We start from the raw sequence: 17187 nt of genomic DNA, 5'->3' as shown, positions 1-17187 counted from the left end.
GCATTGTAATCGGTTTTCCGATTACATTCGGTCCATGTACCCACACAACGCCCATTGTATTGGCTTTTCCGCATACATTCCGCCCAATCACCATCGCACTTCTCTCCAAAAAAGACTAAGGCTGCCTGGGAAAATCCCGGCAGCCTTAGTCTTCTTCTACACTAAACCGCTACTTCCTCTTACCCGCCCACCTTCACAGAAACCGCACCCTTCGCAGCGATATCTAGGGTTAATAATTCTTCCCCCTCCAGCCGCACAGCCACGGTCTCCGGGGTCTCTCCGTCGTTGAACAGGACGACCGCTAGCGAGCCGTCCGCGTTGCGGAAGGCAACCGAACGCAGATGCTCCCGGCTCGCCGCAGACTCCAGACGCAATGCCCCGGGGCGGATCACCTTGCTGAAATGTGCCAGTGCATAGTAGTCCAGGGTATACGTCAGCTCCCGGGTCTGCTGGTTGACCGTCACTACCCCGCGGCAGGTGCTCTCCCCGAAGCCCGGCACCGTAGGGCCGTTCTGTTCATCCAAGGCCATATTCCATAGCACGAACGATTTGCTGTGATTCCGCAGAATCTCAATTCCCGTACGCATCACATTGGAGAAGGCCTGCTCGAACGGGGGAATCCATTCCCCGCCGGAGCCTTCGGTGAAATGGACCTCATGATCCGGGTAGGCCGCCTGCACCACCGACTGTGCGGATGCCGCCCCGCCGTACCAGTGCCAGGCTACGCCGTCCACCTCTGCCCCGGCTGCCTCCAGCACAGACAGCGGATAATCCGGCCGGTCCCAGTTATGGTCGTAGCAGAAGATTTTGGCGGCCAGCCCGTGCTGCCTGAACGCAGGCTTCAGATAATCCCGGATGAACTCCCGCTGCTCCTCCGGCAGCATCAGCATACTGGGGTAATGCTGCGGCTCATAGAGCGGCTCGTTCTGCACAGTGACAGCATAGATAGGTAAGCTATGAGCGGCATAGGCCTGAATATAGCGGACAAAATAATCCGCATACACCCCGTAATACTCCGGCTTCAGCCGCCCGGCGATCATCGAGCCGCTGGTCTTCATCCAGCCCGGTGCACTCCAGGGGGAGGCCATCAGCTTCAGCTCAGGATTCAGCCTGAGTGCCTCCTGTACCAGAGGAATGATGTCCGCTTCATCGTGGGCGATGGAGAATCCGGCCAACTCTGGATCACTCCCGCCTTCAGGCAGGTCGTTATAGCTATAGACCGTTCTTGCATAATCCGAGGCGCCCATGGGATTACGCAGGAAGGACAAGCCGATCCCCGCCTGCGGATCGAACAGCTTCCGCATCACCTCCGTCCGCTGCTCTGCGCTTAGCACCTGATGAATCAGGTAGGCGGCCGAGTCGGTGAAGGAAGCCCCGAAGCCATCCATCTCCTGATAGGTCTTTCTCGCATCAATGTCAACGGTGACTGTAACTCTACCAGCAGGAGTCTGCGGCAGCGCCGCAGCAGGCTGTTCCACGAACAGCCGGTCCTCTCCGCCGGACTGGTACATGATCATTTCCCGCATGTGTTATCCCTCCATCTTCTTATATAAAAGGGCCCTAAACGGGCCCTCCCTTGCGCCTTGCCTACTTAATGCCCAGCTTTTCCTTATTGGCCTTCATCTTCTCGCTGCGCACCTCTTCAATTTTGCTCCAGTTATTCTTGTCCAGGAAGGCCTTATGCTCCGCCAGAACGCTGTCAAAGGTTGCCTCGTCCTTGGCACGGATCATGCTGACCAGTGTAGTGTTCCAGTTCGTATTAATGGCCGTCTGGCCGCGGGCCTCCGGCGTTCCCTGATCCGGGTTAATGTTCTCCAGGATGAAGTGCGGCTTCAGCTTGCCCTTGCCCCATTCCTGCATCTGCTTGATCGACTCGGGGAACGCATCCTTGCTCAGCGCTTTGTGACGGTCATGTCCGAAGAACATGAATTCGCCCATCCGGTAGTCCTTCTTGAACTTATCCGCATTATTAAGCTGCAGGTCCTTCACTTCCGGCAGCAGCTCAACTGTACCGTCCGGGTTCGATTTATACGTCACGCCTTCAACCCCGTAGTTCATCAGCTTCTGTCCTTCTTCGCTCAGCAGATACGTGAAGATTTGAATCGCTTTGGCCGGGTCTTTACAATTCTTCGTGATGTAATTGATCATCCAGCCGGTAATCCCGGATTGATTGAGAGTCGGCTGATGTCCTACAGTGCTCTGCGGCCCGTCAATAGCCATGTACTCCTTACCTGGATTGGCACTCATGAAGATCTGCAGATTGCCGCCCTGCTGAGGCGTACCATCGAGCAGCATCGTAGCATATTTGCCGGATTTCACCTTTTCCTCAAAGCCGGTTCCGTCATCCGCGAAGCTGTCATCACTGATCGCCCCGTCCCGGTACACCGCATTCAGCGTCCGCAGCCAGGTCAGATAATCCTCATCCAGATTGCGGTTGTAGAACTTACCGTCCTCCGTCTCCAGCGGAACGCCGATGAAATCCTGCAGCGCATCCCCGAGCGAGCCGGTCCCTTCCCCGATCGCATTGAACCCGAAGGGAATCATGTCCGGGAATTTGCTCTTAATCTCATTCATTGTCTTCTGGAAGGCCTCCGGGGTCCCGAAGTCAGGGCTGCCCAGCGCTTCATAGACATCCTTACGGATGACAAAAGCCGTCTTCGCCGGAATATTGCCGCTGTCATAATCCGCCTGTGTATTGGAATAGTTCGGATAACCGTAGGTTTTGCCGTCCTTCAGCTGGAACCAGTTCAGCGTGTCGGCAGCGGCCACCTTGTTGAAATACGGGTCATACTTCTCCGCCAGCTCATTGAGCGGAAGCGCCCAGGTGGCGGCTTTTTGCACAACCGGGGAATTGGAGTCGAAGATCGTCAGCAGATCCGGCATATCGCCGCCCGCGAAGAACGTATTCAGCTTCGTATCGTCCCCGGTAATGAACTTGATATTGATGTTCAGATCCTCTTTGATCTTCTTGGTGACTACATCCTTGCCGAAGTCCGTATTCCACCAGTCTGCGTTCACATACCAGGTTAAGTCCGTAGTCTCGCTCTTCTTATCCAGCTGCCAAGCCGGAGTCTCCGGGTCTACCGTATACCGGCCTTCAAGCGACACCTCTACTTCCTTAGTCGAACCGCCGCCGGAGCTGCAACCTGCCGCCACCAGCATAGCTGCCATCAGGAGCAGCACAGGCTTAAGCGTCTTTTTGCCGAGAACTTTAGTCATCTTGATCATCTTCTTGACCTCCTATAATGTAGTGAACCTCTTCTACTCCTTGACCGCTCCCAGCATCATGCCCGAGATGAAGTACCGCTGAAGAATGGGATACATCGCAACAATCGGCAGTGTGGTAATGACAATGGTGGCCAGCTGAACGCCTTTGGTGGTGGTCTCAATCACGACGGAGCCTCCGATATTCTGCATGGACTGGGTCTGCGACTGCACAATAATCTCATACAGCTTCATCTGCAGCGGGTAGAGCGCCTGATCGGTAATGTACAGCTTCGTGGTCATGAAGTCGTTCCATTGTCCCACCCCGTTGAACAGGGCGATGGTGGCCATCGCGGGCATGGACAGCGGAATGAAGATTTTGAGGAAAATATGCCAGTCGCCTGCGCCGTCAATCTTGGCCGACTCCTCCAGCGAATCCGGCACGTTGCGGAAAAAGTTCATCAGAATCACCACATCGTAATAACTGAATAATGCCGGGATAATGTACACCCAGAAGCTGTTCAGCAGCCCGAGCGATTTGATCAGCAGATACGTCGGAATCATTCCGCCGGAGAAAAACATCGTGATGACGCCCATCGCCACATACAGCTTGCGGCCGCGGATGTATCTTTTGCTGAGACCGTAGCCGATCATCGCGCAAAAGAATACGTGGGTGATCACCCCTATGAACGTCTTGGCGACCGAGACAACGAAGGATTGACCGATCGTGCTGTCATTGAAGACCGCCCGGTAATTCTCCAGCGAGAATTCTTTGGACCAGAAGATGAATCCGCCCTCGGCCAGCGCCCTGCCCGAACTAAGGGAGGAGATAATTACGTTCCATAGGGGAACGAGGATAATAACCATGAAGCACACCAACAGCACCTTATTCACCGCATCAAAGATCCGGCTGTCGAGATCTTCCCGTATGACCTTCCGATTCACTCTAACGCCCCCTCTACAACACGGATTGATTATCGTTCAATTTACTGGTGACCTTATTGGCCATAAGCAGCAGGATTACCGACACAATGGAGACACCGAGGCCGACAGCCGTAGCATAAGAGAAATCGCCCTGCGTCATCCCCATGCGGTAGACATAAGAGTTGATGACCTCTGCTTTCTCCCGGTTCTGCGAGTTCATCAAGACCAGCGTCTGATCCAGATTCGAGCCGAGCAGGCCGCTTACCGTCAAAATCAGATTCAGGCTGATGATCGCCTTCATGTTCGGAAGGGTGATATTCCAGATCTGGCGGAGCCGTCCCGCTCCATCAATCCGGGCCGCTTCGTAGTAGGTGGGGTCAATCTTGGCCATAATCGCCAGATACAGAATCGTTCCCCAGCCGGCTTCCTTCCAGATATCGGACAACGTGGCAATCCACCAGTACTTCCCGGCATCCAGCAGGATGTTGGACGGCTTCGAGATCAGCCCGAGATTCAGCAGCAGCTCATTGAACAGCCCCGAGGTGGAGAACCAGGTGATCAGCATCCCGCCCAGGACGATCCACGACAGGAAATGCGGCAGATAGGAGATGGTCTGGACGAATTTTTTGAAGCGGCCCATGTTCAGCTCATAGATCATAATGGCGAGAATAATCGGAATGATGAATCCGATCCCAAGCTTCAGGAAGCTGATGCCCAGCGTATTAATGACCGCATCCCAGAAATATTCATCCGACAGAATAATCCGGAAGTTGTCCAGACCCACCCAGGGTGCAGTGGACAAGGTATCAATGACCGTGTAATTCTTGAAGGCAATCGTCAGCCCGTAGATCGGTATGTAGCAGAAAATAATCATAAAAATAATGCCCGGCAGCACCATCGACTGAATCTCCCACTGCCTCTTGTAATCGGTTACAAACTCTTTGATCCGCTGCCCCACAGGCTTCTTGGCGGACGGCGGGATCACTGGCGGGATGGAAGCTGATGCAGTAGACGCTGATGGCTTATTCATGATCTTGTCCCCCTCTCCATTGAGATATCAAGTTGGTGCTCAATTTGTTGCTCAAGGCAATAAAAACGTTTTTATTTTGGCGCAAAAAATCCCCCTCCTGTAAAATCAGTTTCACCCGCTGCCCTCTATCTGCGGTCCTTCCGCTCCAGCTTCACATGACTTGAGCCTCTTACGACAAGCTCGCCCTGCAGCTTCTGTGCTGCGCCCTGCTCCTTGTCCTGAATCATGCGGACCAGATGATCAATCGCCAGCATACCCTGTCTTGCAATCTGATTCCTCACCGTCGTGAGCGGCGGCGAATAGTAAGGGGCGATATCAATATCATCGAAGCCCATCACGCTGACATCCTGCGGCACTTCATAACCGTAGCTCTTGAGCGCTTGAATACAGCCCATTGCACTGATATCATTGCCGGCCAGGAAGGCGTCAGGGACTCTCGCGGGATGCAGACGGAGATAAGACTTCACGGCATTATAGGTGCTGTCCTCCTCAAAATACCCCTGAAGGATAAAATCCTCCTCCACCGGAAGCTGGTATTCACGCAGCGCCGCCAGATAGCCTTCCTTCCGCTGCACGCTGTCGAACATCGTATCCACGCCGGAGATATAGGCAATCCGCTTATGCCCCAGGCTGATTAAATACTTCGTAGCCTCATAGCCTGATTCGTAGGAATCAAAGATAATGCTGCCCATCCCTTCATCCTCCAGCACCCGGTCCAGAAACACCGCCTTGATCTTGTCTTTCTTCATAGCGGCAATATCCTGCTCGTCGATGCCCAGCTCCTCATAGATAATGACGCCATCCACCCGCCGTCCGAGGATATTGCTCATAATGACTTGTTTGTCCTTGGTGACGAATACATTCAGGCCATAGCCCATGCGGTCGCACTGACGGGACATGGATTCTACCAGCTTATAGAAGTACGGACCGGACACGCTTGTCGTGAAGAACCCCAGCATCTTCGTGGTCCCTGATTTCAGCAGCTTGCCGTTCAGATTCGGCACGTAATTCAGGCGCTGGGCTACCTTGAGAATATGGGCTTTGGTCTCCGGGCTCAGCACATCCACATCATTCAGAGCGTTGGAGACCGTGGAGATGGAGACCCCGGCTTCCCGTGCGACATCTTTGATCGTTATCTTAGCCATATCAATGTTCCTTTTTGATAAAAACGTTTTTATTGACTCTAAAGTAACATGAAACCGCTTTAAATACAACACTTTTTCTCATGAGCTCTTTTCAGCCGCCTTTTCTGCTCATTATTGCCGCCGGACGCAAGCATAAGCTGGTTCAGCATACAATAACTTCTATGTATTTGAATTTATCTTATTTTACTATAAGACAGCGGGATTTAGCTATGCCGGGGTGAGGGTGCGGAGCAGACTTATGCCAAGTGGAAACGGCTTTGCCGTCCCTTTAAAGGACGGCACCGCTTCGGCGAGAAATAGAAAGATAATGCATAGGGTGAAACATATACATTTTTATATTTCGAAGGAAAGCCTTGCTTAGTCTGGCAGGCCTTCCTTTGGCATATCGTATTATTTGGTCAAGCCCAAACGCCGGTATCTCATGACTCTGCGGTACATGGATTTATCCTTGAGCTGATTAAAAATATAAGGATCGGGATTCATATTCACTTCAATAATCCACGGCTTCAGCGCGCGGTCCAGTCCGATGTCTACACCGAACTGCCGGTGGTGCGGATAGGTCTTCCGCAGCTGTGACGCTATGCGGACGCCCAGGCGGTTCATTTCCCCCTTAAGCTGCACAAGCTGCTGCGCAGACAGATGGGTGGAGAGCAAATGCTCCACTGCGGTCGGTTTGCCGCCGCTGTGGTAATTGGTCACAATTTTGCGCGGGTGCCCGAGCCGCCCGATAATCCCGGTAGCTTCCCAGACCCCCTTGGGACTGAGCTGCACCATCACCCGGATATCGAAACGGCGCCCGTGGTGCTTCAGCAGGTGGATGCCTTTTTGCAGCAGATAGCTCCTCTTGCCGATTCTTGCCGCCAGACTGTGATGAAAAGCCTCAAACGTAGCGAACCGGCGCACGGTCTCCTCATATTGGTACATATATCCCTGCCGCTCCCTCCGCTCCGCGCGGATCACACCCATGCCATACGTTCCCCGTTCCGGCTTGATATAGATCATTCCATAGCCGTGTATCATCTGCTCCAGATTGCGCCTGTTAAATCTCCGGGTATCGGGGATAAAAACCTTGATTGTCTCGTTCTTAAGCAGCAGTTGTGTCTTATACCATTTGCTCTGACCTGACTGAACTTTTTTGGCTGTCACTTACGCACTCTCCTGTCCGGGATGGGAGCCACCGCTCCCAATTTACATAAAGTTACATATTCACTGCATCCTATGCCGGTGGAGGTGCAGTTGAATATATCATTTGTCCCGCACAAAAAGATTAACTTTCTCAGGATGATGGCCCTATCAACCGCTGCTCAGCAGGCATACCCTAGTGAAGACGCTCAAATGTCAATATATGTATGGAGATGAAGCTATGTCCGTTGCTGCCGTAAGCGTGGCCTCAAGTGCTCCACCGATCGATGTCCTGATTCCTGCTATCGAAAAAGATCTCGCCACCCTCCCTTATGTAATTGATAGTCTTCGCCGTTATGTACAGCACTCTATCAGTAATATCTATATTGTCTCGCCGGAGAATAGTAGAATCAGACAGCTGTGCTCCCGGAAAGCTTGCGTCTTTGTCAATGAAACCACCGTCCTCCCGTTCACCAAAAAAGCGATCCGCTATTCCTCCTCCCGCTGGAACCGGTCAGGCTGGCTGTATCAGCAGCTGCTCAAGATGAATGGGGATCAGGTGTGCCGTGAGAAGTATTTCCTGGTCATTGATGCAGATACGGTGCTCATCCGTCCCCACCGCTTCCGTTCCGGCGGGAAAAGCATCTTCTATTGCCGCAGCTGGAGCCAGCCGGAATATTTCCGCACCTACCGCAAGCTGCTCGGTGCCCCTGCGCCTTCACCCAAGTCGTTCGTGACCCACTACATGCTGTTTGATTCCGCGAAGCTGGCCAGTCTCAAACGAAAAATTGCAGCCCGCCACGGCATGTCCTGGCACGCGGCTATTCTGCACTCTATCAACAAGAAGCGGCAGTTCGGCTTCTCCGAATTCGAGACCTATGCCAACTACGTGTACAGCGCAAACCGCACCTCTGTGCTGCTCAAGAATGCCAATAATAAAGCGCTGAAGACCCCGGCGGGCTCGCTGACTGAGGCGCAAATCCGGAAGTACGCCGGGTCTTACCGTTCGCTCTCCTTCCATCAGCGCAAGGGATACTCCACTCCGGGCAAGCCTTAAGGAGGCAAGAAACGTGATGCATACTATTCTTCTGTGCGGCGGCTCCGGCCAGCGGCTGTGGCCTCTGTCCGGCAGCATCCGCTCCAAGATGTTCCTGCCGCTGCTGCCTGCACCGGGCGGGGGCACAGAATCCATGATCGGGCGGGTATGCCGTCAGCTCGGTCAGGCCGGACTGGATGAATCCCTGTTGCTCGTGGCCCATCAGGAGCAGGTAGCCCTCATACAGCGGTATACCGGGAGTAAATATCCGGTGACCGGTGAGCCTTGCAAGCGCGGCACCTTCACTGCTGCCGCGTTAGGCGCGCTGCATTTGCTTGCCGCCGGAAAGGCACAGCCGGAGGACATCCTCTGTATCGCTCCGGCCGACATGTTCGCGGATGATGATTTCTTCCGCCAGTTCCATCAATTCGAGGCACTTCTGGCCGATTCTGAGGCCGAACTCCTCCTGCTTGGAACAAGGCCTTCGTATCCCTCAGAGCAATACGGCTATATCGTTCCGTCACTGGAGAGCTCTTGCGGGTATGCTCCGGTATTAACTTTTGCAGAGAAGCCGGATAAGGTGAAAGCCCTGGAGCTGATGCGGGAGCAGGCCTTATGGAATTGCGGGGTATTCGCTGCGCGGCTGAGCTTCCTGCTGGAGCATCTGGAGAGGCTGGGGCTGCCCGTGGAATTCGCAGCATTAACCGCGCAGTATCCAGAGCTTCCGGTCCGCAGCTTCGACAAGGAAGTGGCAGAACGCAGCACCAAAGCGGTTGTCGTAAGGCATGAAGGGGAATGGTCCGACCTGGGAAGCTGGGATACGCTGACAGACCGGCTGCCATCGCAGGTTATTGGAGCAGGCGGGCTATGGGGAGAATGCGGAGACAGTCACCTTATTAACGAGCTGGAGGTGCCGCTGCATGTCATTGGTGTCTCCGGCATAGTAGCCATAGCCGGTCCCGAAGGTATCCTGATCGCTGATAAGAAGGACGCTAACACCATCAAGGATATTCTGGCGGAGAATTCAGTAACGGAGCCGAGGTATGGTGAAACGGGCTGGGGCAGCTATACCGTTGTAGACCGGGAATCAGACGGCTCCCGGCTTGTCCTTACGGCAATGCTTACCCTGCTGCCGGGCCATGAGCTGCCTGAAATGACCTGTGAGCATTGTGCCAAGTCCTGGATGATTGTGTCCGGTCACGGAGAGGTTAAGGTGAACGGAGCTACATCCACTGCATTTGCTGGCGGAAGCTATACCATAGCGAGAGGACAACAGCATACGGTCAGCGCCTGGAGCGCAATGAAGCTTATTGAGGTACGGATAAGCGAAGCAGGAGAGGACGGGAAGGTCTATAGCTGCTGATAGGAAGATGCGGGCTTCCTCTCCACTGCCGACGGCACAATCAAGAGGGATACCGCAAACATCAAAGGGATACCGCAAACGTCAGCCATCCGGCTGTGTGCGGTATCCCTTATTTGCGGTGAATGCTGTTGCCTGCCGTTAGACAATCTGCCGGCGGACCGCCGGATGGCACAGCTTCTAGGCGAACGGCGGCAGGAACCGGAACCACTTGAAGTCAAACCGGCTGCCCGGCAGGAACAGGAAGGTGACGGTCTGGCTGCCGCTTACCGGCGGCTCCAGCGTGAATTCACGCTCCATATAGCTGGCGCTTCCGGCAAATTCAATCAGCTGCTTCGATTCACCGGCAGGACCGCTGAACAGAATTTGCATTGTATTGTTCGCAAGCGCTGAGCGTCCGCAGATGAGGAGCCGTGAGCATTCCGCTGCGCCGAAGTCCATTCCGGCAAATATAAGCGACACATTGTTGCCGATGCCCTCAATGGCCTCCTCCGTTATGGTGAAGGTATCGCCGTAGACCGCAGTGTTGGCCAGTGCATCCAGACGCTCGAATGCCTTGGTCTTGCTGACAAACGTGAAGCCTTTCAAATGAATCTTCTTGCGCAGAACGAAGGACAGCGAGGTAATCCCCGTCAGCCGTCTGGGCAGCGTATACCGTTCCTCCTGGTAGACATTCCAGCGGGAAGGCTTCTGGTAAGTCACGGTTGTGAGCCTCCCGGCACCGGGCTGCCCGGGCACGCCTTCCCATATCTCTATCGGAAATTCCTGATCATCCAGCGAGAAGATCGGCAGAATAATCTCATCGGCCCCATATCCGCCGAAGTCGATTCGTTCGAAGCAGATCAGGCTCTCCCCTTCGCGGGCGGTAGCCACCCCCCGTTCATTGCCGTTGGTCAGATTCCGGCTGTGGGTGCTGTTAAATCCTGATGAAACAAACTCATAGGGATTCAGATAAGCCTGCCCGAAGCCCGTAAGCTTGAATTCCATCTGCGAATAGAGCCGGATCCCGTCAGCGCCATTGGCTGTCCCGCAGCGGATGTATACCTCTCCGTCACCTAAGGCCGTGATTATGGCTTCATGGCCGCTCGTCTCAAGGGTGGCGATATTGGCATCAATTCCGGCGGCATTCGTAATCCGCCACTCGACATCCTGCCAGGTGGCCCCCTGAGGATGAAGCTTAACACGGACTGGAAGCGACGGGCGATCAGGCGTCAGAGTATTACCCCCGGGACAGATGATCTCCAGCTTGCGGACCGGGATCTCCCCAGCCCTGCCGCTCTCCGGATGACCGGAGGACACATCCGCCTCCAGCGGATAATGCGCATACAGATACAGCTCATCTTCAGTTGTCGTTCCCGCTGCCGGAAGCACCGATTGCAGCGTAAGCTCAGCCGGAGCCAGATCTGCCGAAGCCGCACGCAGCGTAATCGTTCCGGCCTCCAGTGTGCCGGCAATCACTGCCAGCAGCTTGCCGCTGAACAGGCGGCGGCTTACGCCCTGGTAGGAATCATAGTCCGTGCTGTCCCCGTTATCCAGACCGATCAATCGTCCGGGACCCTCCATACTGAGGTGAACGCGGTTATTGGCATTCGCTACCGGCCGTCCCTCCTCATCCAGAGTGCTGATCGTTACGAAGATAAGGTCCGTACCGTCTGCTGTAATTACCTGCTTGTCGGGAGCAAGGACAAGCGAAGACGCATCTCCGAACGAGGAGATTTGCTCTACAGCAACGACCTCCCCCTTCTCATCATAAGCCGCTGCCCGCAGGACACCGTCCGCATAAGGCAGCTGCCATTCGCCAAGCAGCTTGTGTCCATGGGCATGGTCGATATCCACGCAGCCCTGCGAGACTTCATTCAAGAACAGTTCAATGCGCGGAGCGTTCGAGCAGACACGCACATCTATCAGCTGACCCTGCGAGAAATCCCAGTACGGGAAGATATGAATCATCGGATGCGTACGGTAATCTGTCCATTCCGCCTGATAGATATAATAGGAATCCTTAGGGAAACCGGCGGTATCCAGCTGTCCGAAATATGAGTTCTTGGTGTGATACGGGGTAGGCTCCCCGATATAATCAAAGCCCGTCCACAGAAACTGTCCCAGCGAGAAGGATGCATCCCGGTCGGCGGTGATACAGGCCTCCGTGCTTTTGGCGCCCCAGCTGGTAGAACTGTTCCCTAGCGATGAGCACTGCTGATCATCATCGGCAAGCACAGATTGAGCCAGCGGGAAATGATAGACTCCCCGGCTCTGCACTGTCGAGCAGGTCTCACTGCCGTAGATGATCCAGTCGGGATGCTGCTTGTGATGCTGCTCATAATATTTCTCCGCATAGTTGTAGCCTGCAACCTTGACGATATCAGCGCATTTCTGCGCATTCTCCCAAGGCATATAGTTTGAGCCGATGGTAACGAAGGCATTGCCCCGCGGATCATGAATCAGCACTTCCTCCTGCAGCTCCCGGGTGAGCTCCTGGCCGCGGCTGTCTGCATGGGTATCGTATATCTCATTGCCGATACTCCACATGAGCAGACTTGGACGGTTGCGGTCCCGCCGCACCCAGCTGGCGATATCGCGCTTCCACCACTGCGGATAGAACCGTGCATAGTCATAAGGCGTTTTGCTGCGCTCCCACATATCGAAGGCTTCAGACACGATCAGCAGCCCCATTTCATCGGCCAGCTCCATAAGCTCTACCGCCGGCATATTATGCGCGGTACGGATGGCGTTGACTCCCATCTCCTGCAGCAGGACGAGCTGGCGGCGTAGCGCCGCTCTGTTCACAGCAGCCCCCAGAGCGCCCAGGTCATGATGCTGGCAGACTCCGTATATTTTGACATGACGGCCGTTGAGGAAGAAGCCCTCGTCACTGTCCAGCTCCAGGGTCCGGAAGCCGAACCTCTCCCTCTCCGCTTCAATCACTTCATCCTCAGCCAGCAGTTCGGTTTGCAGACTGTAGAGATGGGGACCGGAAATATCCCATAGCAAGGGCTGGTCAACAGTCAGGCGGCTGCGGGTATGTACGGTTAATTCACCCTGCACCGTCACCTCAGTAACTTGCTCTGCAACTAAGGCTCCTGCTGCATCCAGAATGCTATGCCGCAGCTTCAGCTTCGTCCCCGCGCCCGCTGCTTCAGCGATATGCAGCTCAGCATCCACATCTACAGTCCAGGCCTGACCTTCCGTTGCCCTGGCTGCAATATACAGCCCGTCAGCGGCGATATGCGTCTTCGGCACCGTCTTTATCCAGACGGGCCGGTAAATTCCGGCACCGGAGTACCAGCGGGAATTGGGTGATTCGTGGATTACACGCATATAGATTTCATTCTCTCCGGCGACCAGGTGCGGAGTTATCTCGAATTCAAAGGTAGAGTAGCCATATTTCCACTCACCCGCTACCTGTCCGTTCACATATAGTGTCGAGTTCATATACACTCCCTCGAAACGCAGGAACACAAGCTCATTCACCGGCACTGCATCGAACCGGAGGCGGGTGCGGTACCAGCCCTCTCCATTCTCGTAGAGGTTGCGGGTATCATAGATCAGCCAATCATGCGGCAGCGTAACAGCTATCCAATCCGCACCTGCGGCCACCTTGGCAAGCTCCGAATGAAGCGGCTGCCTGCTGAATTGCCAACCTTTGTTGAGTTTCCTTTTTAGACTCATGGCTATACTTCCTCCTTATCCTCACCATAGCTAAGCTTCCTGAATGACTTCATCTCTCATCCCTTCAATGCCCCAACCATTACGCCCTTGACGAAATACTTCTGCAGGAACGGATACAGCAGCAGGATCGGCGCTGTGCTCACGATGATTGCCGCATATTTCAGCGTTTCGGTCACATCACGGCTATGGAGCAGTGTTGTAGTCCCCAGCATGCTGGCATTATCATTCTCAAGAATGATGTTTCGGACCACGAGTTGGATCGGGAACAGGCTCTGGTCGCGCAGGAAAAGCATGGCGTTGAACCAGCTGTTCCAGTGGCCTACACCGTAATACAGAATCAGCACCGCAACCACCGGCATGGACAGCGGAATGAAGATACGGAACAGAATGGTGAAATGGCCTGCACCGTCCAGGAAGGCGGACTCCTCCAGCTCCTTCGGTATCGCCATGAAATAAGTGCGCATGATGATTAGGTTGAACGTACTAACTGCCGTAGGCAGAATCAGCGCCCAGAGGCTGTCGAGCAGGCCATAGGATTTCACGATCAGATAGAAAGGCACCAGTCCCCCTTGGAAAAACATGGTGAATACAATGAAAAACATGATCGGCTTTTGCAGCATGACCCCTTCCCGTGACAGGAAATAAGCGCCCAGGGAGGTAAGCGTCATGTTAATGCCAAGTCCCACCACCAGGATGAACAGTGTATTTTTGAAGCCGGTCAGAATGACTGGGTTGTTAAGCACCGCCTTGTAAGCTGCCAGCGAGAAGCCTTGCGGCCAGAGCAGAATGCCATCGAAGGAGATCAGGCGGTTCCCGTCACTTAACGAGGAGAACAAAATATACAGCATAGGATAAAGTGTCAGAATAATCATAAGCACCATAATAATCGAATTGCAAATATCAAAGATTCGTTCACCGAGCGATGCTTTAATCATAGTTGTCCCCCCTTACCAAAGACTGTTTTTACTTGCACGTTTACTGAAAGAGTTAGCGAGCAGCAGAATGGTGAAGTTGATGACGGAGTTGAACAGACCTACCGCCGCACTGTAGCTGTAGCTGAATTCCAGAATCCCTTTACGGTAAACAAAAGTGGATATGACATCAGCCGTCTCGTAAATACTGGCGCTGTATAACAGAATGATTTTCTCAAATCCGACATTCATAATATTTCCGAGTGCCAGGATCAGCATAATCATAATCGTAGGCAGAATGCCGGGCAGGGTAACGTGGCGGATCTGTTGAACCTTGGTCGCTCCGTCGATTTTGGCAGCCTCATACTGCTGCTGGTCAATGCCGGTGATGGCTGCCAGATAGATGATTGTTCCCCAGCCGATTTGCTGCCAGATCTCACTGATTATGTAGATGGGGCGGAAGGACTCGGGCTGTTGCAGAAATGAGATCCGGGCGCCGCCAAAATAGGCAATGACATCGTTAATCAAACCATCCGATAAGGTGAAGTAGCGCACAATTCCCGCCACAACTACAAGTGTAATAAAATGCGGCATGTAGGTAATAGTCTGAGTGATCCGGCGGAAAAGCGGGCTTTTCAATTCATTTAGCAGCAAGGCCAGAATGATCGGTGCCGGAAATCCGATGAGCAGATTAAAGAAGCTTAACAGAACGGTGTTCTTAATTACGCGGAAAAAGTAAATACTCGAAAAAAAAGCTTCAAAGTGCTTGAACCCCACCCATTCACTGCCCCATATTCCTTGGGAAGGCACAAATTGCTTGAAGGCAATAATCGTTCCGTAAAGCGGAACATAGTGGAACAAAACATAATACAGGATGACAGGCAGCATCATCAGATACAGCCATTTATTGCGCAGTAAGTCTTTTCCCAGTCTGGTTTTCAGCATATTTCCCTCTCCTTTGCTGCAATGTTTAACGCAGGGACTGCCCGTATCTGTTCTCTGTAGCAGCCCCTGCCGTTATAAGTTTAGTTAGCGGTTCAAATAACGTTCGTAGGCCGCTTGTTGAATTTCCAGTGCGCGCTCGATGCCCAGATCCTTCATTTGCTGAACAGCTTGATCGTATTTATCAACAGATTCGGTACCCAGGATGATCTTGATCTCCGTTTCTTTCACAAAGGCATTGATATCGTTCATAATACTGCTCATTTCATCCGCTTCTTCAGCAGTTGGTGTTACCGGAGGAAGCAGGTGGCTCTCATGATTGGTCTGTTTCCAGATGCCGATGGATTCAGTAGTTGCCGGATATTTCGCCGGCAGGTTGTTGTCCTGCTGAATCATCGGGAAGTTGGTACCGTGAGAATATTTGGACATGACCTGATCACTGCCGAGGCCCTCCGGATTCTTAACTACAAGATCGGTATATACGGGCTTTCCGTCTTTGAGCGTGTAAGTAGTGCCTTCAACCCCATAGGTATTCAGCATTCTGCCTTCTTCGGTAAAAGCGTAATCCAGCCAGCGCATGGCAGCTTCGACATTCTTGGTGGTGGCAGAGATGGCCGCCGAGCTTGTCCCCGCATAGGCATTATCCAGCTGTCCGAACTCCGGAAGTCCACCTTTGACAGCAGACGGGTATGGAGCGGCTACGAAGTCAGCCTTCGGATCAGTTTCCTGTACGGCTGAATTATATTTCTCAATATAGTACTGCCAGCCAATCGTTGCACCGCTTACATTTGAAGTCATTTTTTTATCGACTGTAGCTGCATCAATGGAGGCGAAATCCTTGTCGATCAGCCCTTCTTTGTACCACTGGCTCATCGTAGTCAGGTAATCCTTGTAGCCCGGCTCCAGATAGCCGTACACTACTTTTCCATCATTGACATAGAAGTTCCCCATCACGCCGAAGGCTCCGGCGAATCCGCCTGTTCGTTCACCCAAAAACATCGTGCGAAAGGTTACAGGGGAGGCAGCATTCTTTTTCTCTTTAAAAGCAGTCAATACGGTGTGCCACTCTTCAATCGTTTCCGGGATGCTGAGATTCAGCTCTTTCAGCCAATCTTGACGGATAATCGGCCCGCCATAGACACGTCCGGCTTCCGAGCGGATGAACGGGAAGGCATAGTAGGTGCCGTCATCCGTTTTGATCATTTTGTCAATTTCCGGGTGCTCCTGGAGGGTCTTTTTCAGGTTAGGCGCGTATTGCTCAATCAGATCATTAAGCTTCAGAATATATCCCTGCTCTACAGCCTTGTCAGGACCGCCCGGATATTGCAGCCATGTATTCAGGAAGATATCCGGCAGTTCACCTGATGCCAGCAGCAGACTGAACTTCTGATCAGTCATGGGTGTTCCGCCCAGCTGTTTGATGATGATTCCTGTGCGTTTCTCGTATTCGTCATCGACCGGCAGACGTTCCGGCGTGCCTCCCAGCTGTTCGTTCATATAAGTCAGCTCTATTCCGCCCGTCATCGGATAAGTGAAATCTGCAGCGGCTTCATTTGAAGCAGGGGCGTTCCCTGCAGATGTGTTTGGAGCGCTCTCATTGTTCACATTCCTGGAACTGCTGCAGCCTGAAGCCAGCAATGTGAGACCTAACAAAACGACAACCGGTTTATGAAGCTTGTTCGTTCCAAATAATTTCATCGCTAATTCGACCTCCGTTATATGTTTAGTTAACGACTTGATGCCTCTACAATGTAAGCTGAATCTTGTATACAAACAATATTCAAAATGCGGAATCCATTGTTAAAAACGCAAAAGAGGATAGAATCAGCCTGCTTCTATCCTCC

Annotated in this window: 12 protein-coding genes; 2 read left to right on the top strand and 10 right to left on the bottom strand. The window is 53.2% G+C overall.

The annotated features are described in order from the left end of the window. Positions 1-179 precede the first annotated feature (179 nt). From NSS64_RS06780 to NSS64_RS06755, 6 genes are all read right to left on the bottom strand, one after another. Entirely contained in the window at positions 180-1526 is a 1347-nt protein-coding gene (locus NSS64_RS06780; RefSeq protein ID WP_341139659.1) for a glycoside hydrolase family 30 protein, read from the bottom strand. 61 nt (positions 1527-1587) lie between these two features. Further along, the gene (locus NSS64_RS06775) at positions 1588-3228 is read right to left on the bottom strand and encodes a sugar ABC transporter substrate-binding protein (RefSeq protein WP_341139658.1); all 1641 of its coding nucleotides are present in this window, start codon (positions 3226-3228) and stop codon (positions 1588-1590) included. Positions 3229-3261: 33 nt separating this feature from the next. Continuing rightward, entirely contained in the window at positions 3262-4149 is an 888-nt protein-coding gene (locus NSS64_RS06770; RefSeq protein WP_340939351.1) for a carbohydrate ABC transporter permease, read from the bottom strand. Between the two features lie 13 nt (positions 4150-4162). Continuing rightward, a complete protein-coding gene (locus tag NSS64_RS06765; protein WP_341139657.1) occupies positions 4163-5158 on the bottom strand; it encodes an ABC transporter permease in 996 nt (331 codons plus the stop codon). Positions 5159-5283: 125 nt separating this feature from the next. Beyond that, positions 5284-6303, bottom strand: a complete 1020-nt coding sequence (locus NSS64_RS06760) for a LacI family DNA-binding transcriptional regulator (protein ID WP_036698589.1) — start codon at positions 6301-6303, stop codon at positions 5284-5286. Positions 6304-6693: 390 nt separating this feature from the next. Further along, positions 6694-7449 (bottom strand): YheC/YheD family protein, encoded by a 756-nt coding sequence (locus tag NSS64_RS06755; RefSeq protein ID WP_340993657.1) that lies wholly within the window; start codon positions 7447-7449, stop codon positions 6694-6696. A gap of 217 nt (positions 7450-7666) precedes the next feature. Here NSS64_RS06755 and NSS64_RS06750 point away from each other — a divergent pair, with 217 nt between their 5' ends. Both NSS64_RS06750 and NSS64_RS06745 read left to right on the top strand, forming a co-directional pair. Next, positions 7667-8482 (top strand): DUF6492 family protein, encoded by an 816-nt coding sequence (locus NSS64_RS06750; protein WP_341142776.1) that lies wholly within the window; start codon positions 7667-7669, stop codon positions 8480-8482. A gap of 16 nt (positions 8483-8498) precedes the next feature. Beyond that, positions 8499-9824 (top strand): sugar phosphate nucleotidyltransferase, encoded by a 1326-nt coding sequence (locus tag NSS64_RS06745; protein WP_341142775.1) that lies wholly within the window; start codon positions 8499-8501, stop codon positions 9822-9824. 177 nt (positions 9825-10001) lie between these two features. Here the strand turns inward: NSS64_RS06745 and NSS64_RS06740 are convergent, their stop codons facing one another. The 4 genes from NSS64_RS06740 to NSS64_RS06725 all read right to left on the bottom strand — a co-directional run bounded on the left by NSS64_RS06740 (position 10002) and on the right by NSS64_RS06725 (position 17041). Further along, a complete protein-coding gene (locus NSS64_RS06740) occupies positions 10002-13490 on the bottom strand; it encodes a glycoside hydrolase family 2 TIM barrel-domain containing protein (protein WP_341139656.1) in 3489 nt (1162 codons plus the stop codon). A 56-nt stretch (positions 13491-13546) separates the two neighbouring features. After that, complete coding sequence (locus NSS64_RS06735) at positions 13547-14425, bottom strand: carbohydrate ABC transporter permease (RefSeq protein ID WP_341139655.1); 879 nt, start codon at positions 14423-14425, stop codon at positions 13547-13549. Between the two features lie 12 nt (positions 14426-14437). Next, entirely contained in the window at positions 14438-15346 is a 909-nt protein-coding gene (locus NSS64_RS06730) for an ABC transporter permease (RefSeq protein ID WP_341139654.1), read from the bottom strand. Positions 15347-15430: 84 nt separating this feature from the next. Further along, on the bottom strand, positions 15431-17041 hold the full coding sequence (locus NSS64_RS06725; RefSeq protein ID WP_341139653.1) for an extracellular solute-binding protein: 1611 nt from the start codon (positions 17039-17041) through the stop codon (positions 15431-15433). Positions 17042-17187 lie beyond the last annotated feature (146 nt).

This window comes from Paenibacillus sp. FSL H8-0122 (assembly GCF_038005345.1).
Taxonomy (GTDB): domain Bacteria; phylum Bacillota; class Bacilli; order Paenibacillales; family Paenibacillaceae; genus Paenibacillus_AQ.
The sequence above is the reverse complement of the archived record's forward strand: the minus strand, read 5'-3'. Positions and strand labels throughout refer to the sequence as shown.